We start from the raw sequence: 20,139 nt of genomic DNA, 5'->3' as shown, positions 1-20,139 counted from the left end.
CCGCACAATCTAACGGTCCAAGCCAGAGGTCTCTCAACTACTATGTAGAACTCGTCCAGTCCTCCACCGTAGGTGGAGGTTTATTTACTTCATAAAAAACGCCCGGCGGCGAGCCGGGCGAATTGAAATGGCCATGGCGGCAGGGCTGATCTACTGTTCGACCGTCACATTGACGATGATCATTTCCGGCGATGTTCCCAGCCGCATGCCGGACACCGGCGCCGTGTCGGATGTGTCAAGACCGGTGGCCACGCGAACATATCGTTCGTCCGGGCAGATCTCGTTGGCGACATCGAAGCCAACCCAGCCGAGCCCGTCGATATGCGCCTCCGCCCAGGCATGGCTGGCGGCCGCCATATCGGAGCCGTCGAGCATGTAGCCGGAGACATACCGCGCCGGAAGGCCCAGGAGTCGCGCAGCCGCAATGAACACATGGGCATGGTCCTGGCAGACGCCGGCTCTGAGTTCGAGAGCCTGTTCGGCCGCGGTTTCCGACGTCGTCACGCCCTTCTTGTAGTCTATGGCCGCGTGGATGGCGGCCATCAATGCGTGCATGCGGGCCAGATCCCCGTCCCCGTCCACGGATTTCGCGAGTTCCCGCACCAGTTTGCCAGGCTTGGTGAGCGGCGTTTCGCGCCGGAATAGCCAGAGCGGCGCATATCCCTTATGCGGACCGAACACGCCGTTCATTTCCTCGGTTTCCACCTCGCCCTGGGCCATGATGCGGATGGAGGACTGGCCCTCGATGACGCTGACCAATTCGACGCGATTGCCGAAGTGATCGTCATAGAAGGCCTGATGCCCCGCCCCGGTCACCAGTGTTTGCCAGGACAGCACTTTCTGGCCAGGCCAATCCCGTGGCGTCAGCCTGAGCCTTTGCAGGGCGAATTCCACCGGTTCGTCATAGTTATATTCCGTCATGTGGCTGATTTTCAGGCGCATGTCTCAACTCACTTGTAGAACCGGTAGCCGTCGCTGATCTCGCTGGCCAATGTGTCGTTGGACAGGATGAAGCCTTCGAGAAACTCGTGCAGTCCCTTGTCCATGATCTCGTCAATCGAGGTCGTCAGCAACATGTTGCGGGTGCGCGCCGCCGTCTCATGCGCCGCCACCTGGCCGCCATAATCCCGCGCCAGATGCGCCAGATTGGAATTGATCTGCTCATAGCAGAAGGCCAGCGAGCGTGGCATGCGCCTGTTAACGATCAGGAAATGCGCGATGTTGGCCGGCTTGTATTCCGCGTCATAGACCCAGGAGTAAGAGCGGAAGGCCGACACCGACCGGAGAATCGACTGCCAGTGGAAATTGTCCATCGATCCGCCGACATGCAGGAGCGACGGCAACAACACATAATATTTGACGTCGAGAATGCGCGCGGTGTTGTCGGCCCGCTCAATGAAGGAGCCGAGCATGGCGAAATTATAGAGTTCGTCGCGCAATTGCGTGCCCGAGAATGCGCCGCGCATATGCGCGACCCGCCGCTTGATGGCGTCGATCACATCCGGCAGCGTGGCGTGGGTCACCTTTCTCGCCAGCACGGTTCTCAGGTCGAGCCAGGTCTCGTTGATGCTCTCCCAGGCTTCGCGCGTCAGCGCCGTGCGCACCATGCGGGCGTTGTTGCGGCCGAATTCCAGGCAGTTGATCACCGAGGACGGATTGGTCTTGTCACGCATGAGAAAATCCATCGCATCGGCGCCGGACAGTTTCTCATATTTCGCCGCGTAGAGTTCGCGCACGCCGGCGCTCTGCAACACGCCGTCCCAATCCTCTTCGCTTTCAGTGGAGCGCGTCAACGACATGCGGAAACCGGCGTCGATGAGGCGGGCGGTGTTTTCGGCGCGTTCCAGATAGCGGGACATCCAGAACAGGCCATTAGCGGTTCTTCCGAGCATCATCGATCAGTCCTCCAGCACCCAGGTGTCTTTCGTGCCGCCGCCCTGGCTGGAATTGACCACCAGCGAGCCTTTCTTGAGCGCGACGCGGGTCAACCCGCCGGGGATGATATGCACCTTGTCCGACACCAGCACGTAAGGCCGGAGATCGACATGTCGGGGCGCGATGCCCTTCTTCACCATGATCGGAACGGTCGACAGCGACAGCGTCGGCTGGGCGATATAGTTGCCCGGCTTGGCTTTCAGCTTTTCTGCAAACAGCGCGATTTCCTTGCGCGTCGCGGTGGGTCCGACCAGCATGCCGTAGCCGCCTGACCCATGCACTTCCTTCACCACCAGTTCGGGCAGATGCTCCATCACATATTTGAAGCTGTCGGGCTCCGAACAGCGCCAGGTCGGCACGTTCTCCAGCATCGCCTTGCGACCGGTATAGAATTCGACGATTTCAGGCATGTAGGAATAGATAGCCTTGTCGTCGGAAATGCCGGTGCCCGGCGCATTGGCGATGGTGACATTGCCGGCGCGATAGACATCCATGATGCCAGCGACGCCAAGCGCCGAATCCGGTCGGAAGGTCAGCGGATCGAGGAAGTCGTCGTCGACGCGGCGATAGATCACATCGACCGATTCATAACCCTGCGTGGTGCGCATGCAGACCTTGCCGTCGATAACGCGGAGGTCGGAGCCTTCCACAAGTTCGGCGCCCATCTGGTCGGCAAGGAAGGCGTGTTCGTAATAGGCCGAGTTGAAGATGCCGGGCGTCAGCACCACAACGCGCGGCTTGCCCTTGCAGCCCGGAGGCGCGAGACAGTCGAGGCTCTGGCGCAATTGCGTCGGATAATCCTCCACCGGTCGCACCCGGACTTTGTGGAACAGATCCGGGAACATCTGCATCATGGTTTCCCGGTCTTCCAGCATATAGGACACGCCCGACGGTGTGCGGGCATTGTCTTCCAGCACATAGAACTGGTCTTCACCGGTTCGTACGATATCTGTGCCGATAATATGGGTGTAGACGCCGCCCGGCGGCTTCATGCCGATCATCTGCGGCAGGAAGGCCGAATTCTTTTCGATCAATTCGCGGGGAATGCGGCCCGCCTTGATGATTTCCTGCTTGTGATAGATGTCTTCGAGAAAGGCGTTGAGCGCGAGAACGCGCTGTTCGATACCCTGGGCCAGCTTGCGCCATTCCTTGCCGGAAATGATGCGCGGAATGAGATCGAAGGGGATCAGTTTTTCCGTGGCGTCTTCGTGGCCATAGACCGCGAAGGTGATGCCTGTCCTCCGGAAGATGTTTTCAGCGTCCCTCGCCTTCGCCGCCAGATAGGACGGGTCCTGCTCGTTGAACCATTCAAAATATTTGCGGTAAGGCTCTCGCGGATTGCCCTCCGCGTCGATCATTTCGTCGAACGCCAAATCTCAATTCCCCGTTTATTGTTCAGGCATTTGAAACCAATGTCGGAAGCAATGCAAGAAGCATGCACGGTCCTGTCTGCGTATTTTTTGCGTCCTTTATCGCCACGCCTCCGGGGGCGCCCATTTGAAGTGCACAAAACCAGGGCGAGAATTGTGCATTTGCACAAACTGGGAGCGACGTCACTATGAACACGCGTATAAGGACATGCGCTCCAATCTGGCTCTCGCTATTGTCATGACAGCATGGGACATTTGCCAGCCTGGAGAAGATCAATTAATTAACCTTGATATACCGCTCGTGATCCGCGCTTCCGGCTCCGGCGTAAGAGAGGCATGAATGAGATCAGGACCATACCGGCCAAGCGGGCCGATCAACGCGAAACCCGGGCTTCCTACATGGTAGCCGCCGGGGATCGAGACGCGATGTCGCCGCCAGCGGAACTCGCGGCGTTGATGCGGCGGGTCGCGGAGCACAGGGACATGCAGGCCTTCGCGGCCTTGTTCCGTTTCTACGCTCCGCGCTTGAAGTCGTTTCTCATGCGGCAAGGCTTTACCGATGCGGAAAGCGAAGACCTGATCCAGGAAAGCATGCTCAATCTGTGGCGGCGGGCGGAAAGCTTCGACCCGGCCAAGGCCGGCGTTTCGACATGGATTTTCACCATCGCCCGCAACTGCGGCATCGATCGACGCCGTCGCACGTCGCGCATGGTGTCGACGCCCGTGGAGCCCGATGTCAACGAACCCGACACAGATCCATCCGCAGAGGATCGACTGATCGGCTGGCAGGACGAGACGGCGGTGCGCGCAGCCATAGCGCGCCTGCCGGAAGAGCAGGCGACGGTGATCCGCATGTCGTTTTATTCGGAAAATCCCCAGTCCGAGATCGCCCAGATCCTCGGCATTCCCCTGGGCACGGTCAAATCGCGGGTGCGGCTGGCATTGCAGCGCCTGCGCCAGATGATGATGGAAGACGCAAAATGACGATTACGCATCACGCCAGTGATGATCTCCTGGTGAGTTATGCCGCCGGCAAACTCAGCCCCGCTCCGGCGCTGGTGCTCCAGAGCCATCTGGCGATGTCAAGCGACAGCAAAAGGCGACTGGCCGAATTCGAACGATTGGGCGGCGCGCTGCTCGATGAGTTGCCGATGACAGAGGTTTCGCCCGACCTGTTCGAACGTATGCTGGGCAAGCTCTCCGGCCCCGCCGCCGCCGAACCAATTTCGGTGCGCCACGATCATGGCGGCCTGGACATGGGCGTTCATATTCCCGCACCGCTCAGCCAACGCAAGATCGGCAAGTGGAAATGGGTAGCCCCCGGCATGCGCTTCGCCAAGGTCGAGGTGCCGGAAGATCCGAGCTACAATGTCGTTCTTCTGCGCATCGGCGCTGGCAAGGCGCTTCCGAAGCATGGCCATACCGGCACGGAACTGACCCTCGTGCTGAAGGGCGCCTTCAGCGATGAAAACGGCCGCTATGGTCGTGGCGATCTGGAGGAAGAAGACGACGACGGCGATCACCAGCCGCGTGTCGAGATGGATGGCGAATGCATCTGTCTGGCGGCTATCGAGGGACAGATGATCCCGCATGGCTGGATCGCCCGCATGATACAGCCCTTCGTCGGCATCTGAACACAGTCAGCACATCCTCTCACGGCCGCCTCGCGCGGCCGTTTTTTATCTGGGCGACGGCACAATCGAGCGGCTCTGAGGATCGGCGTGTGCGGGTTGAGCGAGCCTTGGACGCCAGCGCCCGGAAACGAAAACAGACGGCAATTTCGCTTGCCCCGCTCACGCCTATCCGCTACCGGCGGCGGTTCATGTCGATTTCCCGGAGCCTGCCCGTGTCCCTCGAACGCATCGCGCCCGCCTTGTTTGTTCTGCTCTGGTCGTCTGGCTGGATCGCGCCCGTCTATGGCAGCTGGCATTCGACGGCGGAACTGTTCCTCACGGTGCGCTTCGGGCTAGCGGCGCTGGCTTTCGCGGCGCTCAGCCTCGCCATGGGCGCCGCATGGCCGAAAAACCCGCGCGCGATCTTCCACGGCCTGGTATCCGGCGCACTGATGCATGGCTGCTATCTCGGCGGCGTGTGGTGGGCGATTTTCCATGGGGTGCCGGCTTCGGTGTCAGGCGTGATCGCGGCGCTGCAGCCCTTGATGACGGCGGCGCTTGCGCCCTGGCTGGTCAAGGAGCGATTGAGCCCTATTCAGTTGGCGGGCCTCATCCTCGGATTCGCCGGCATTCTCATCGCGCTGGCGCCCAGCTTCCAGAATGTCGAGCCCGGCATGCTCGCAGGCCGCGCCATTCCCATCGCCATCAATATCACGGCGATGCTGGGCGTCGTGTTCGGCACGCTTTACCAGAAACGCTTCGTGACCGGCGGCGACATGCGCACCACCGCCGTCTGGCAATATCTCGGCGCCGTGATGATCGTCGGCCCCTTGGCGCTGTTCGGGGAAGAAACGCGCTTCGACGGCAGTCTCGAACTCTGGCTGGTGATCGCATGGTCGGTGATCGTGCTGTCGATGGGCGGCGTCGGGCTGCTGCTCTACATGATCCGCCGTGGCCAGGTGTCGCGCGCCGCCTCGCTGATCTATCTGATGCCGCCGGCGGTGGCGATCGAGAGCTTTATCTTCCTCGGCGAGCCGCTCGGCCCCTATATGATCATCGGCACCGTGGTGGTGGTGTTCGGCGTCTGGCTGGCGGGACGCAAACCCGCCGTCGCCTGACCCTCGTTACACCGAAACCGGCGACGGCAGCGTCAGCGCCGCCTTGATCGGCAGATGATCAGACGCCACCCGCGCCAGCGGACTGTCATGCACCACCACATCGCTGACCAGCCCCGGGCGATCGGCGATGATCCGGTCTAGCGCCAGGAAGGGCAGCCGGGCCGGAAAGCTCGGCGCGGGCTGCGGCAGATGGCCGAAGGCGTCACGGAAGGCGTTGAGCGCCGATTTCGATCCCAGCCGCCATTCGTTGAAATCGCCCATCAGCACGGTGGGACGCGAGGCATGTTCGGCCATGATCGCGATCAGTCGCCGCGCCTGAATTAACCGGGAGCGGCCGAGCAAGCCCAGATGGGCGGCGATGATGCGGAGGCTGCGCCCGCCCTCGAGATCGATATCGGTCATCAGCGCCCCGCGCGGCTCCAGCCCCGGCAGATGGAGTTCATGCACGGCGCTGACCATGCGCTTCTTCACCAGCACGATATTGCCATGCCAACCATGCGCAGCCGTGGCGCGGCTGAGCGGCACCGGCGTCAGGCCGCATTCATGCTCCAGCCGGGCGAGATTGAGCAAACCCTTGCGCTCGCCAAAGCGGGTGTCGACTTCCTGCAGCGCGATGATATCGGGACCGATCTCGGCGATCACGTCGACGATGCGGTTGGGATCGCGCCTGCGGTCGCCGCCGACGCCCTTATGCGTATTGTAGGAGGCGACGATCAGTTGTTCCTCGCCAAGACGCGGCAGAGCCGGCGCGATGACAGGGCGGCTCTTGCGATTTTTCCAGGCGGTGAGGATCATGGCGTCACGGTTCCGAATGGTATTTACCGGAGAACGCAACGCGGGACGTTGCGGTTTCGGGCCACACTGTCGCAGGCGGCCCTAAAGATAAGGTGACGCAAGCCAGACCACTTTCTCCGACAGCCGATAGGGCAATGGCCGATCGCGAATATCCGACAGCGTCAACTCACGCGCCTCACCGAGCGCGGCGTCAACGCGCTTTTCAATCTCTTCCGCGAAACGACTGTCCAGCACTTCGAGATCCACCTCGAAATTCAGCCTGAGCGAACGCGGATCCATGTTGGACGTGCCGACATAGGACCAGACGCCGTCGATGGTCATCAGCTTGGAATGGTTGAACATGCCGCCGACCCGCCAGACATGGCAGCCATGTTTCACCACCTGATCGAACTGCGCCATCATCGCGAGGTCGACCAGACGGAGATTGTTTTCCTGCGGCACGAGAATGTCGATGCGCACGCCGCGGCGGGCAGCCGTGGCGAACGCGCTGACCAATTCGCGATCCGGAAGAAAATAGGGCGACATCAATCGCACATGCTTCTGCGCCACCGACAGTGCGCCAATAATCACATTCCGGTTCGTCTCGATCGATCCGTCCGGACCGGAGGAGACGACGCGCATATAGGTGGGCTCGACTGCGCCCTGCAACGGGCGGGCGATCGGCGACAATCTCTCGCCGGTGGAGAAATGCCAGTCCTCCGACGCCACTGCAAAGAGGTCGCGGACGACAGGGCCGGTGACGCGAAAATGCGTGTCATGGGCGCTTTCGGCGCCTGCGAATTCCGTCGTGAAGCTCTCGCGGATGTTCATGCCGCCCGTGAAGGCGAGATTGTCGTCGATGACGATGATCTTCCGGTGGGTGCGAAGATTGGCGTAGGGCATTCTCAGCCCCATGATGACATTGCCGTTGAAGCTTCGCGCATTGAGCCCGCGCTGGCGAAAATAGTTGACGATGCTGGGGAAGGAGTAGCGCGCGCCGACAGCGTCGATCAGCACTCGCACCTCGACCCCGCGCGCCTTGGCGGCCAGAAGCCGGTCGGCGATGCGGCGACCGATCTCGTCATTGTCGAAGATATAGCTTTCGAGCAGCACCGAATGCCGTGCGCCGTCGATCGCCTCGACGATTTCACGATAGGCCCGGTCGCCGCTTTCGAGCATGGCGATGGTGTTGCCCGAGGTCATGTAGAAACGGGTGAAGGCGTCGCCGAGCCGGTTGAGGGCGCCATAAGGCTGGCCAAATTCCGCGACGATGCGATGGGGCGACAGCGCATGTTCATGGATCTGCTTGTCGAAACGGCGATGGCCGGATTTGCGGGTGGCGAGCGCCTTGTGGCGGATGCGGTTGACGCCGGCGACGAGATAAAGCGCCGCGCCGAGAAGCGGCGACAATAAGATAACGCCGACCCAGCCGATGGCGGCGCGGGCTTCTTCCTTGGTCATGGCGGCATGCGCCGCCGCCACCGCGCCTGCGGCGATAGAGATGACGAACAGGATATGCGGCCAGTAATTCTGAAAGATGTCTATCATTCGGCCCCATGGGCGAGAGGACGTCCCGGAGAGGAACATATGGTTGCCGTCCGGCGGCATCAAGAGCGCGAGGCGGCGTCCCTCAACGCGCCGCATCCCCGGATGGTTCGGCGTTCCGACAAGATCAGGCGTAATTTTCCGACCGATCAGGCGTTGATGGAAAAACGGGCCCGATAATCGGCCGGGCTGACGCCGAGGCGACGGCGGAAGTGATGGCGCAGCGCATGCCCGCCGCCGAAGCCGAGCGCGATGGCGATCTCGTCGACGCTTTCACGGCCACGGATCAACCGTTCCTTGGCCTGCTCGACCCGTTCCGACGCGATCCAGTCGCCGGGCGCCAATCCCGTCGCGTCGCGGAAGCGGCGCAGAAAAGTTCGATCGCTCATCCGGCAAAATTCTGCCATGCGGGAAATCGTCCAGGCGGAGGCCGGATCGGCCCTGATCGCATCGAGCAGCGGCGCGATCTCGGCGCCCTCGCGACGCGGCACCGGCCGTTCGAGAAACTGCGCCTGCCCGCCACTGCGATGGGCCGGCATCACCAGCCGCCGCGCCACGGAATTGGCCGCATCCGGTCCGAAATCGCGCCTGACGATCTCGATCATCAGATCGATGCCGGCGGCGCTGCCGGCGGAGGTGAACAGGCGGCCATGCTCGCGATAGAGCGAGGCGGCGTCGACCTCGACATCCAAATAGGCCTTGCCCAGCGCCTCGGCATAGCGCCAATGCGTCGCCGCTACACCGCCATCGAGAAGCCCGGTGGCGGCCAGCACGAAGGCGCCCGAACAAATCGAGGCGAGCCTGGCGCCCCGCGCATGCGCCGCCCTCAGCCGCTCGACCAGATCCTGCGGCACGGGAACCCCCGCCCCTTTCCAGCCGGGCGCGACGATGAGATCGGCCTCATCGATCAGATGGCCGTTGTCCTCGGTCTGGATGACAAAGCCGCCATGGGCCCTGAGCGGCCCCGGCTCGATGGCGCAGCTGGCGTAACGATACCAGCCCTCGCCCATCTCGGGCCGTGACAGCCCAAAGATTTCAGCCACGATGCCGAATTCGAAGGTGCAGAGACCATCATAAAGAAGAGCGACGACGAGAGGGCCCGAGGTGTTTGGCATGATCTTTACGTATATTGTCAATCACGCCAATTGCAAGCCTTATGGGGAAACGGGCATGTTCCGGTCAACGAAAGGAGCTACCCATGACCACTGCCGTGACCGAGATCCCGCCCGCTTCCCCCGAGGCCGCAATCACCCATTTTTCTGAAGAGTTCACCTTCGAGACCGATTGCTGGGACGTAAACGACTCGCTGGCGCGCGGAGCCGATTTCGTGCTGCTCGACGTCCGCTCCCCTACCCTTTTCGCCAAAAGCCATGTGCCCGGCGCAATCAACCTGCCGCATGGCAAGATCACCCGCAACAAGATGGCGGAATGGCCGGACGGAACCATCTTCGTCACCTATTGCGCCGGCCCCCATTGCAACGGCGCGGCCCGCGGCGCTCTCCGGCTCGCGCGTCTTGGCCTGCCAGTCAAGATCATGGCAGGCGGCCTGACGGGCTGGATCGATGAGGGGTTTGAGCTGCAGACAGGTGAGTGACGGGCGGCTGGCGCGGAGCCGGAAATTCCGGCTCCGATCATAGCGCCGCGCCGCTCAGATGCCGGACCCGTCCAGTTCCTCGTCATCCTTACCCTTCCAGGGCGCAGGAAAAATAAGACTGTCGCGCTCCGCAGATGGCAACGGCATCCAGCATTTCATTTCCGGCTCTGAATATTCGATGATGCGCCCCGGCGCAGAATCCGAGGACCGCCAGGCCTCGCCGCCATACTGGTCGCCCTTCGACCAATAAGCGAGATCGACAGCCCCCGGCCCCTGCTCACTGGCGCGAATGGTCACCAGAATACGGCTGCCATCCCTCGGCGCGCTCCGCATATGCCGCCAGCGATCAAGTGCCTCCATGACGTTCTCCTCTCATGCTTTGTGGGAGAGTGTCGCGCCAAGGAGGGTGAGGGTCAATGAGGAGTTTGGATGAAGGGTTCCAAATTGGCGCGGTGGTTCCTGCGCCCTGGCCTAAGAGAACGCCGCTCGCGCGGCGCCCCCCACAGTCCATCAAGCCTTGTTCGTCGCCTCGACCACTGCCAGCGCAGCCATATTGACCACGCCGCGCGAGGTCACCGAGCTCGACAGAATATGGGCGGGAAGCGCCGCGCCCAAAAGGATCGGGCCGACATGAAGCGCGTCCATCATGGTGCGGACGATGCCGAGCGAGATGTTGGCGGCGTCGAGATTGGGGAAGACCAGGAGATTGGCTTCGCCCGTCAGGGTCGAATTCGGCATGGCGCGCTTGCGCAGCGCCTCATTGAGCGCCGAGCCGCCCTGCATTTCGCCGTCCACTTCCAGATCTGGGGCGCGTTCGCGCACCAGGGCCAGCGCCTGGCGCATCTTGCTGGCGCTTTCGGAATCACGCGAGCCGAAATTGGAATGCGCCAGAAGCGCCGCCTTGGGCGCGATGTTGAAGCGCCGCATTTCCTCGGCCGCCAGAATCGTCATCTCGGCGACTTCGGCCGCGGTCGGATTATGCGTCACGAACGTGTCGGCGAAGAACAGCGCGCCGCTCTGGGCGGTGATGAGCAGGCTGAGGCCCGAGAAGGCGCAGGCGCCCGGCTTGCGGCCAATGATCTGCTCGACATCGCGCAGATGCCGGTCGAACTGGCCTTCGAGCCCGCAGATGAGCGCATCGGCGTCGCCGCGCTTGACGGCCAGCGCGCCGATGACGGTGTTGTTGGTGCGCACCATGGTGCGCGCAGCTTCCGGATTGACGCCCTGGCGACCGACCAGCGAGAAATAGAGATCGGCATAGTCGCGGAAACGCGGATCGTTTTCCGGATTGACGATGTCGAAATCCTCGCCCGGCTGAATGCGCAGACCATAGCGCTTGAGACGGGTCTCGATGACCTGCGGACGGCCGACCAGCACCGAACGGGAGATGTTTTCTTCCTTCATCACCTGGGCGGCGCGCAGCACGCGCTCGTCTTCGCCTTCGGCGAAGATCACCCGCTTCTGCGGCGCGGCTTTGGCGGCGGCGAAAACAGGCTTCATGACGAAGCCGGAGCGGAAGACGAAGCGGTTCAACTGATCGAGATAGGCTTCGTAATCCTGGATCGGCCGGGCGGCGACGCCGGTTTCCTCGGCTGCCTTGGCGACAGCGGGGGCAATGCGCAGGATGAGGCGCTGATCAAAGGGCGACGGGATCAGATAGTCAGGCCCGAAGATCGGCGTTTCGCCGGAATAGGCGCGGGCGGCGACATCTGAGGGCTCTTCGCGGGCCAGCCCGGCGATCGCCTTCACCGCCGCCATCTTCATGGCTTCATTGATGGTGCGCGCGCCGCAATCCAGCGCGCCGCGGAAGATATAGGGGAAGCAGAGGACGTTGTTGACCTGATTGGGGAAATCCGACCGACCCGTGCAGATCATCGCGTCGGGACGCACGGCGCGCGCCTCTTCCGGCATGATCTCGGGATTGGGATTGGCCAGCGCCATGATCAGCGGCTTTTCCGCCATCTGGCTCAACAGTTCCGGCTTCAACACGCCAGCGGCGGACAGGCCGAGGAACACATCGGCGCCGCCGATGGAATCGGCCAGCACCCGCTTGTCGCTGTCCTGCTCATAGACAGACTTCCACGGATCCATCAGCACCGGGCGGCCTTTGTAGACGAGGCCTTCAAGGTCGTGAACCCAGATGTTTTCGCGCTTGGCGCCGAGTTCGACCAGCAGGTTGAGGCAGGCGAGCGCGGCCGCGCCCGCACCGGAAGCGACGATCTTGACCTTGGAAATATCCTTGCCAGCGAGCTCCAGCCCGTTGAGAATGGCGGCGGCGACGATAATGGCGGTGCCGTGCTGGTCGTCATGGAACACGGGAATGTTCATCTTGGCGCGCAGCTGGCGCTCGACTTCGAAACATTCCGGCGCCTTGATATCCTCGAGATTGATGCCGCCGAAGGTCGGCTCGAGTGAGGAGATCACCTGCACCATTTCGTCGATCTCAGGCGCTTCGATCTCGATGTCGAACACGTCGATGCCGGCGAATTTCTTGAACAGGACCGCCTTGCCCTCCATCACCGGCTTGGATGCGAGCGGGCCGATATTGCCCAGTCCCAACACGGCCGTGCCGTTGGAGATCACCGCCACCAGATTGGCCCGCGAGGTGTAATCGGCGGCAGCCGCCGGATTGTCCTTGATCGCGAGGCAGGGGGCCGCGACGCCCGGCGAATAAGCGAGCGCGAGGTCGCGCTGATTGCCGAGCGGCTTGATCGCCTGGATCTCGAGCTTGCCCGGGCGCGGATAGCGGTGGAAGAACAGCGCCTGTTCGGCAAGATCGGCCGAGGCAGGAAGCTGCTGCGGCGTGGTGGGGTTGTTGTCGCTCATCAAATTCGAATCCCGTCTGTGACGCACAGACCTTTAGAGCATGACGCAAACAAATGGAAATATTTCGCATCAGGTAATCGCAAGCTATGGTCCGCTTTCAGGTGACCGCGAATATCATGATATTTCCGGTGTTTATCCGCCAAGATGTCCCACAAGACGCTTTAACCGGAGATTGAACTCCTATAATGAACCTAGTCATTGCTAGGAAAATTTCTGCACTTATTTTTAGAAGTAGAATTTCCTAAATTGATAAAAGCCAATTCCAAGTGGGCGGGAATGATAAGGGACGTTTTTTTCCGAGACATCAGCCGGCGACTGATGGATCGATGGGTTGAAATCCATCCTTCCGAAACGAACGATCCCGAAGGCCTTCTTTTCGGGATCGACACGCATATGACGCTGAAAATGCGTTTATTCGCGCTCACCCTGGAGGCGCACGAACCGCTTGAATGGAGTGTTGAGATCGTCCGCGGAGCCGGGCCTTTCTCGTCCCTGCTGCGCGAGGCGGATTTTCCTCGGAACGGCCCCCTTCGCGCCTTCGACGACCATGTCTATTTGCGCGAATATCTCGTTCCCTCATTTGAAAAAAGTAGAAATTCCCGACAACCCATCATTGAGAGCAGCATTGCATTCCTGCGGGGATTTCGACTTTCTCTCGATCGGATCGTCATGCCGCAAAGAAGTACGGGCTCGCCGAATTGGGCCGTGTGTCTGGAAAACGTGCGCTCGGTCAGGCAGCCCGCGCCACAAGTGGAAAATCTGAGCGTGGAGGAATCCATTATCAGCCAGATGCTGAGGGAAGGCCTGACAGCCAAGGAGATCGCCCGTGAAATGGATGTATCGCACCGCACCGTGGAGCATCGCATCAGCCAGCTGAAGGAGCGCTACAAGGCGCGCAATGTCGCGCATCTCACGGCTATCCTTTGCCAGGACGTCTTAGACTGACAACACCGGTCGCGCCGCAGCCCTGATCACGCCGTCACAGCCTCCTTGACGGCGCGCGCGAGATCGCGGGGATCATAGGGCTTGCGCAGCAGCACCGGCGAACGCCCCGTGTCGAGCGGCGGGGCGGCATTGTTGCCGGTGGCAAACACCACGCCGATATCAGGATCGATTTCCCGAACGCGCCGGGCGAGTTCGTCGCCGCTCATGCCCGGCAGTCCGAGATCGGTGAGCAGCACGTCAAAACGCCCCGCGGCCACCTGTTTCAACGCATCCTCGCCCGAGGCGGCTTCCACCACCTCATGTCCGTCGTCGGCGAGCATGTCGACCAGATCGAGGCGGATGAAGGGTTCGTCCTCCACTGCCAGGATACGCAAAGGCCCCGATGTCGCCGGCGCCACGTTTTCCAACTGCGGCGAGACTGAAGGCGCTGGCGTCGGCGCGGCCGGATCTGGCGGGACAAGGGCAATCTTTTCCAATCGCCTGCGGGATTCGATCTTCTGAGCGCGGTTGCCGAGCAGATGTCGAATCCGGCGGGCGAGTGCTTCGCGGCTATAGGGTTTCGACAACAATTCGACGCCTGGATCGAGACGTCCGCCATGCACGATCGAATTTTCAGTATAACCGGATGTGAACAGAACGGCGATATCCGGCAAACGCTCTTTCGCCTTGCGGGCGAGTTCCGTGCTCTTCAGCGGCCCCGGCATCACCACGTCGGTGAACAGGAGATCGATCGGCGCACCGCTTTCGATCACCGACAAAGCGCTCGCCGCATCGCGCGCCTTCAACACCCGGTAACCGAGATGGCCGAGAATATCGACGACGGTGGCGCGCACCTCGTCGTCGTCTTCGGCGACGAGAATGGTCTCGGTTCCGCCGCGCGGCGGACCATGCTCCATGTCGGTCAACAGGTCTTCGGCCTGCATCGACCGCGGCAGATAAAGCCGGATCGTCGTGCCGTGGCCGACCTCCGAATAAACCTTCACATGGCCGCCGGATTGCTTGACGAAGCCATAGACCATGGAGAGGCCGAGTCCGGTTCCTTTTCCGACCGGCTTAGTGGAGAAGAAGGGCTCGAACACTCGCTCCAAAACCTCTGGCGGCATACCGACGCCCGTGTCTGTCACCGCCAGCATCACATATTGGCCCGGTTCGACCTCGGGATGGTTACGGCAATAAACTTCGTCTATATAGGCGTTGCCCACTTCGATCGTCAGCTTGCCCTGCCCGTCCATGGCGTCGCGGGCATTGATGGCGAGATTGAGCACCGCGTTTTCGATCTGGGTCGGATCGACGAATGTGTTCCAGAGACCGCCGCTGGTGATGGTTTCCACCTCCACCGTTTCACCGAGCGTCCGCCGCAACATCTCGCCGATACCCTGCAGGAAACGGTTGATATTGACGACCTTCGGCTCGAGCGGCTGCCGCCGCCCGAACGCGAGCAGTTGATTGGCGAGCTTCGCGCCGCGATGGACGCCCCCGAGCGCATTCTGGATGCGTCTCGACGATTTCTCTTCGGAATCGAGATCCTGGGCGAGCATCTGCAGATTACCGGAAATTACCTGAAGCAGATTGTTGAAATCATGCGCGATACCGCCGGTCAGTTGGCCGATCGCCTCCATCTTCTGCGCCTGGCGCAATTGTTCCTCGGCCTGCTTCAAGGCCTGCGCCTGCTCCCTCTCGGCGGTGACGTCGCGGCCATAGGCGAAAACGAGGTCATCTTCGAAAGACAACCGCCAGGCGATCCAGCGATATGATCCGTCGATATGACGCATGCGGGTCTCGACAACCCTGGTGTAGGGACCGGTCTTGACATCCGCCAAGGTGTCGATGAAGGCGGCGCGATGCTCGATGGCCACAAAATTCGGCAAAAGGTGCGTGATCACCAGCCGCCCGCTATGGCCGAGAATGGTGGTCCAGGCCGGATTGACCGCCCGGACGACGCCGCCTTCGTCTGCAATGATGAGAATGTCCTGTGAGTTGCGCCATACGCGATCCAATTCGGCGGTGCGTTGCGCCACCTGGCGTTCGAGCGACTCGGCGAACTCTCCCAGAGCCATCTCCGCGCGCCTGCGCTCTACCGCCGTGCGTGTCCGCTCGGCTACGTCCCGTATCAGGCTGATTTCATCGGTCGACCAGGCGCGCACATTGCGATCATTGACATAGAGTAGCGCCACCACTCCGCCCTGTTCGTTGATTGGCAGATTGACCATGGAGCGAACGCCGATCTCCGCCAATGCGTCGACATGATTTCGCGTGCGCGGATCCTCGGCGGCATCCGAAAAAATCACCGCCTCGCCGCGCTTGAGATCTTCGATGAAATCGCCATAGTCTCGGAAATGGACGACGCCCGACACGGCCGGCACGTCGTCAGCTGTCCAGGCTCGCTCGATCACGATCGTCTCGGCGATCGGATCGATCGTGCCATAGCCGGCCCTGCAGACCTTGAGGGTCTTGCCGAGGATCTCGCCAGCGGCATAGGCGATATCGGCGGGGTCATCATACTTGCGGAAGCGGTCGTTGAGTTCGATCAGCGCCAGCCGCCGCCGCTCCTCATTGCGCAGATCTGTCACGTCGACATTGACGCCGATCATGCCCACAAAATCGCCGGCGGTGTCGAAGCGCGGCCGGGCATTGGTCTGCAGCAATCGCCATGCGCCCGCGCCATTGCGATAGCGCGCTTCGATAGTGAAGCTGCGATGCTCTCTCATGGCTGCCGCATAGTCGGGATGAACAGTCTCGGCGTCATCCGGATGGATCGTCGCGCTCCAGTCAAAATTGGCGACCGCATTCTCCGTCACGCCCCAGAACTGCCTCTGGGCGGCGTTGAGATAGACGCATCTGCCATTCTGGTCGCCCATCCACAGCATCACCGGGGCGCTGTCGGCAATCAACCGGAAGCGACGTTCGCTCTCCCGCAATTCGTCTTCGGCGCGCTTGCGGTGCGTGACGTCGTTGCCCTGCACGAAGATGCCGGTGGTCTTGCCGAGATCATCGAGAAGCGGTTCGAGCACGAAATCCACGAAACGTTCGTCCGGCGCCTCCTGGCCCGTCGGCTGCAAGAGCACCCGCGCATTTTCTCCAACGAAGCGCTGACCGCTGCGGTAGACGTCATCGAGAATGTCGAGATAACCCTGCGGGACTACCTCAGGCATGACTGCGCTTAGCGCCCGCCCGACCAGATCGTCGCGGCCGACAAAAGTGAGAAAGGCGGCGTTGGCGGTTTCGAAGACATGGTCGGAGCCGGAGGTCGTGGCCATGAAGCCGGGCGCACGTTCGAACATGCGCCTCAATCTTTCACTTTCCCCACGGATACGGCGCTGCGCCATGACCTTTTCGGTGGTCTCCACGACAATGGCGATCACCCCGACCCGCTTGCCTTCTTCATCAAGCACCGGGGAATAGTCGAGATCCATGAACACTTGCTCGGGACGACCATGCCGATAGAGGGTGAGTTCCTGGTCGCGATAGGCCAGCGTTTTTCCGGCCAGGCCGACTTTCATGACATAGTCATTGAAGTCCGCGACCTCGGGCCATCCCTCGCGCACTTTCGAGCCGAACAACTGCGGATGCCTGCCGCCGGCGAAGACGGAATAGGCGTCGTTATAGATCATATAGCCGTCTTCGTGCCACAGCATCACGATCGGCACCGGCGACTGCAGGAGGATGCTGCAGGCAGTCCTGAGACATTGCGGCCAGGACGGGATCGGCCCGAGCGACGTGTTCGACCAGTCGAACCGGGCGAGAATGTCGGCAGCCTGTCCGCCGCCGGACAAAAAGGCGAAGTCCGCTGCCGTATAGGTCATAGCGACCACCGCACAAATCGCGACATCATACGGCCACCTGATCTGGCGAAACAACTCTCGCCAGCATCGGACACCTTCCTGGCCATGCACTTCGAAATAATCTCGTCTTCAAATACGTGTCGCGGAAATCGCATCCACATCCCTCTGCTCACGCACTGCCCCGCGTGACACGTAATGCAGCCGAAAGAAGAAGGTTCCCGATCAAGACATGTTTTTTCACCGCGTCTCCGGCAAGAAAAGCAGTGACAAAGGGAACGCGGAAGCGCCTGCGCGGTTCCGTTGTCCGGCTCGAGGGAACCCCTCCCGGCACGCGGCGTTCTAGCCGCAGGCACTCAGCAAGGAGCAGCAGATGGTCGACACGCCGAGCCAGCCGCCGAAGGGACAGGCCGATAATGTCGTGAATCTCGAAGTCTATCGCCTTCGCAGGGAGGCGAGACGCATTCGCGGGCGCGGCTTCGAGCCGCCTCCGCCGCCTCCGGAGGCAGACCCTTCGCCGCCCGCCGAGGGGCAGAGACAGGATTGAACCCATCACAACAAGGAGACAACAGATGGCAGCCCCGACCAGGACCCCGCGACCCAAGCCCCGGGAAGAAGACTATCGGGATTACAATGAACGCGACATCTCCGACGGCTGGCCCTATGCCGACGCCGAGGTCGTGGCGAAGAAAAATGAAGCCTATGGCGTCGAATTCGATGACGAGGATAAGACGAACGTCGAGATTTCTGATGCGCCGGTGATCGACAGCGAAGGCGGACCAAGCCTTTTCCCGGAAACCGCCGAGAAGAATGTCGAAGACGACGGCGTCGAGGAAGCCGTCTATGAGCGCCTCACCAACACCCGCCGTTGGCAGGACAACCAGCTGACAGTGACGGTGCATGACGGCGTCGCCACGCTTGAAGGAGAAATCGAAACCGAACATGACCGGCAGCTGATCGACCAGATTGCCTTGGCCACGCCGGGCGTGGTCGACACGATCAACCGCATCATCCTGATTGGCGTCGACAGCCATATTCCGAGGGATGCGGACTGATCCCAGCCCGTTCTTGATCGCAAACGGCCTGCAGCGAGATGACGCTACAGGCCGTTTTGCATGGGAGCGGCCTTTGATCAGAGATCGTTCCAGCCGCGGAAGACGATATAGATCGCGATCGCCATCAGCATGGCCCCGGCCCCTCTGCCCACCCAGATCGTCAGTGTCGGCCTGTTGACAATCGCATCGCGACCGCGCGCCGCAGCCAGCGCAAACCCGCCATAAATCGTCAGCTGAACGAGAACCGTCATCATCCCCATGACAATGGCCTGCACCCAGTATGGGCCGTAGGAAGATTTGAGGAATTGCGGATAGACGGCAAGCGTGAACAGCCATGCTTTCGGGTTGAGAAGGCAGGTGATGAGCGCCTGAAAGACAATCCGTTTGAGCGGCAGTATGCCGCCGGCTTCGACCGCTCCAACGACGATCGAGCTCCTGGCCAGCGTGAAGCCGATCCAGATCATATAGGCGGAGCCGAGGACCAGCATCGGTCGGGCGAAAAACGGCATCCATAGCGTCAATCCGGCGACCGCGCTCACGCCAAACAGCGTGTGGCAGGCGCCGCCGGCCATCATTCCAGCCGTCGCCGCCAATCCGGCGCGTCGTCCGCCCGACAGGGTTTTGGCGATGACGAAAGCCATGTCCATGCCGGGAACAATGATGACGCCGGTGAGCAGAATAAGAAACAGCCAGAGATTTTCAGCATAAGTCATGTCAGTAGCGCGCCGCCTCTTTTGAACGTCGTGAAAATGGAATGCAGGCTTTCCAGCCTGTTGAAGCGTGTTATACCCAAGCCCAACTGACAGCGATGTGTCAGGAGTAAAGGCGAAGGCAATGCGCAAAGCGTCGAGGCTGTTCGAGATCATCCAGATCCTGAGAGTGGCGAGAGCGCCGGTGACGGCCGCAGACATTGCGTCACAGCTGGAAGTCACGGTCAGGTCTATCTACCGGGATATCGCCGCACTGCAGGCCATGCGGGTGCCGATCGCCGGCGAGCGCGGCGTCGGCTATATTCTGCGGCCGGGTTTCGACCTGCCCCCGCTGATGTTTTCGGTGGAGGAAACCGAAGCTATCGTGCTGGGCATGGCGATGATTGAGCGGACGGGAGATCGGGATCTTCTCAAGGCTTCGGAACGCGTCGTCGCGAAAATTGCTGCGGCCATGCCGGAGCCGCTGCGCCAATCCATGACCGCAAGAGCGCTGTACGCCTGGGGCGGAAGCGCGCCAGCGCCTGAGGGCGCGGAATACAAGTTGATTCGCACGGCCATTCGCGATGAGGAGAAATTATCGATCGACTATTGCGACGAGGCCGGTAACCGGACGTCCCGCACCGTCTGGCCGCTGGCGTTGATCTACTACGCCGAATCCGCCGTTGTCGTCGCCTGGTGCGAGTTGAGGCAGGCAATTCGCAATTTTCGTATGGACCGGATAGAAGGCAGTGCGCCGACAGGCGAGTATTTTCGGAAGCAAGGCGACCGGCTTCGGGCTGCATGGGTCGCGGGATGGCGCATACATCGAGCGGAAAGCGCTTAAGTCCATAGTCGCGCGCCCCCGTCGAATAGACGGAGGCGCTTACGTTAACGCG

At 61.4% G+C, this 20,139-nt stretch carries 18 protein-coding genes; 8 read left to right on the top strand and 10 right to left on the bottom strand.

Annotated elements, in window-relative coordinates:
* Positions 1-150 precede the first annotated feature (150 nt).
* From M2360_RS21735 to M2360_RS21725, 3 genes are read right to left on the bottom strand one after another with little or no spacing between them, the layout of a single operon-like run.
* Positions 151-942 carry a transglutaminase family protein gene (locus M2360_RS21735; protein ID WP_280777478.1) on the bottom strand — a complete coding sequence of 264 codons (792 nt, stop codon included), beginning with the start codon at positions 940-942 and terminating at the stop codon, positions 151-153.
* An 8-nt stretch (positions 943-950) separates the two neighbouring features.
* Positions 951-1,892 carry an alpha-E domain-containing protein gene (locus M2360_RS21730; protein WP_280777482.1) on the bottom strand — a complete coding sequence of 314 codons (942 nt, stop codon included), beginning with the start codon at positions 1,890-1,892 and terminating at the stop codon, positions 951-953.
* Between the two features lie 6 nt (positions 1,893-1,898).
* Positions 1,899-3,293 carry a circularly permuted type 2 ATP-grasp protein gene (locus M2360_RS21725; RefSeq protein ID WP_280777481.1) on the bottom strand — a complete coding sequence of 465 codons (1,395 nt, stop codon included), beginning with the start codon at positions 3,291-3,293 and terminating at the stop codon, positions 1,899-1,901.
* 348 nt (positions 3,294-3,641) lie between these two features.
* Between M2360_RS21725 and M2360_RS21720 the strand changes: the two genes are divergently transcribed.
* From M2360_RS21720 to M2360_RS21710, 3 genes are all read left to right on the top strand, one after another.
* Positions 3,642-4,289, top strand: coding sequence for a sigma-70 family RNA polymerase sigma factor (locus tag M2360_RS21720; protein ID WP_280777477.1), 648 nt, complete (start codon positions 3,642-3,644; stop codon positions 4,287-4,289).
* A complete protein-coding gene (locus M2360_RS21715; protein ID WP_280777476.1) occupies positions 4,286-4,939 on the top strand; it encodes a ChrR family anti-sigma-E factor in 654 nt (217 codons plus the stop codon). The genes M2360_RS21720 and M2360_RS21715 overlap by 4 nt, the downstream gene beginning before the upstream one ends.
* A 212-nt stretch (positions 4,940-5,151) precedes the next feature.
* Complete coding sequence (locus tag M2360_RS21710) at positions 5,152-6,036, top strand: DMT family transporter (RefSeq protein ID WP_280777480.1); 885 nt, start codon at positions 5,152-5,154, stop codon at positions 6,034-6,036.
* Between the two features lie 6 nt (positions 6,037-6,042).
* Here M2360_RS21710 and M2360_RS21705 read toward each other — a convergent pair whose 3' ends face one another.
* The 3 genes from M2360_RS21705 to ftrA form a co-directional block, all read right to left on the bottom strand.
* Positions 6,043-6,831: an endonuclease/exonuclease/phosphatase family protein gene (locus tag M2360_RS21705; protein ID WP_280777475.1), complete on the bottom strand. Its 789-nt coding sequence runs from the start codon at positions 6,829-6,831 to the stop codon at positions 6,043-6,045.
* Positions 6,832-6,912: 81 nt separating this feature from the next.
* The gene (gene cls / locus M2360_RS21700) at positions 6,913-8,358 is read right to left on the bottom strand and encodes a cardiolipin synthase (protein ID WP_280777474.1); all 1,446 of its coding nucleotides are present in this window, start codon (positions 8,356-8,358) and stop codon (positions 6,913-6,915) included.
* 146 nt (positions 8,359-8,504) lie between these two features.
* Positions 8,505-9,470, bottom strand: coding sequence for a transcriptional regulator FtrA (ftrA, locus tag M2360_RS21695; RefSeq protein ID WP_280777473.1), 966 nt, complete (start codon positions 9,468-9,470; stop codon positions 8,505-8,507).
* Positions 9,471-9,553: 83 nt separating this feature from the next.
* On the opposite strand from ftrA, the gene M2360_RS21690 reads away from it, so the two are divergent.
* Positions 9,554-9,949, top strand: coding sequence for a rhodanese-like domain-containing protein (locus tag M2360_RS21690; protein WP_280777472.1), 396 nt, complete (start codon positions 9,554-9,556; stop codon positions 9,947-9,949).
* A gap of 54 nt (positions 9,950-10,003) precedes the next feature.
* Here M2360_RS21690 and M2360_RS21685 read toward each other — a convergent pair whose 3' ends face one another.
* Both M2360_RS21685 and M2360_RS21680 read right to left on the bottom strand, forming a co-directional pair.
* On the bottom strand, positions 10,004-10,309 hold the full coding sequence (locus M2360_RS21685) for a hypothetical protein (protein ID WP_280777471.1): 306 nt from the start codon (positions 10,307-10,309) through the stop codon (positions 10,004-10,006).
* Between the two features lie 150 nt (positions 10,310-10,459).
* Complete coding sequence (locus M2360_RS21680; protein ID WP_280777470.1) at positions 10,460-12,775, bottom strand: NADP-dependent malic enzyme; 2,316 nt, start codon at positions 12,773-12,775, stop codon at positions 10,460-10,462.
* A gap of 318 nt (positions 12,776-13,093) precedes the next feature.
* Between M2360_RS21680 and M2360_RS21675 the strand changes: the two genes are divergently transcribed.
* Complete coding sequence (locus tag M2360_RS21675; protein ID WP_280777469.1) at positions 13,094-13,720, top strand: LuxR C-terminal-related transcriptional regulator; 627 nt, start codon at positions 13,094-13,096, stop codon at positions 13,718-13,720.
* A 26-nt stretch (positions 13,721-13,746) separates the two neighbouring features.
* Here M2360_RS21675 and M2360_RS21670 read toward each other — a convergent pair whose 3' ends face one another.
* Complete coding sequence (locus M2360_RS21670) at positions 13,747-17,523, bottom strand: PAS domain S-box protein (protein WP_280777468.1); 3,777 nt, start codon at positions 17,521-17,523, stop codon at positions 13,747-13,749.
* Positions 17,524-17,872: 349 nt separating this feature from the next.
* Here M2360_RS21670 and M2360_RS21665 point away from each other — a divergent pair, with 349 nt between their 5' ends.
* The gene (locus M2360_RS21665) at positions 17,873-18,046 is read left to right on the top strand and encodes a hypothetical protein (protein WP_280777467.1); all 174 of its coding nucleotides are present in this window, start codon (positions 17,873-17,875) and stop codon (positions 18,044-18,046) included.
* Between the two features lie 25 nt (positions 18,047-18,071).
* Complete coding sequence (locus M2360_RS21660; protein WP_280777466.1) at positions 18,072-18,554, top strand: BON domain-containing protein; 483 nt, start codon at positions 18,072-18,074, stop codon at positions 18,552-18,554.
* A 77-nt stretch (positions 18,555-18,631) separates the two neighbouring features.
* Here M2360_RS21660 and M2360_RS21655 read toward each other — a convergent pair whose 3' ends face one another.
* Positions 18,632-19,267 carry a LysE family translocator gene (locus M2360_RS21655; protein ID WP_280777465.1) on the bottom strand — a complete coding sequence of 212 codons (636 nt, stop codon included), beginning with the start codon at positions 19,265-19,267 and terminating at the stop codon, positions 18,632-18,634.
* A 121-nt stretch (positions 19,268-19,388) separates the two neighbouring features.
* On the opposite strand from M2360_RS21655, the gene M2360_RS21650 reads away from it, so the two are divergent.
* Positions 19,389-20,087, top strand: coding sequence for a YafY family protein (locus M2360_RS21650; protein ID WP_280777464.1), 699 nt, complete (start codon positions 19,389-19,391; stop codon positions 20,085-20,087).
* The last annotated feature ends 52 nt before the right edge of the window (positions 20,088-20,139 follow it).

Origin of the sequence: Rhizobium sp. SG_E_25_P2 (genome assembly GCF_029892285.1) — a bacterium.
In the GTDB taxonomy this organism is placed as follows: Bacteria; Pseudomonadota; Alphaproteobacteria; order Rhizobiales; family Rhizobiaceae; genus Rhizobium_E.
The sequence above is the reverse complement of the archived record's forward strand: the minus strand, read 5'-3'. Positions and strand labels throughout refer to the sequence as shown.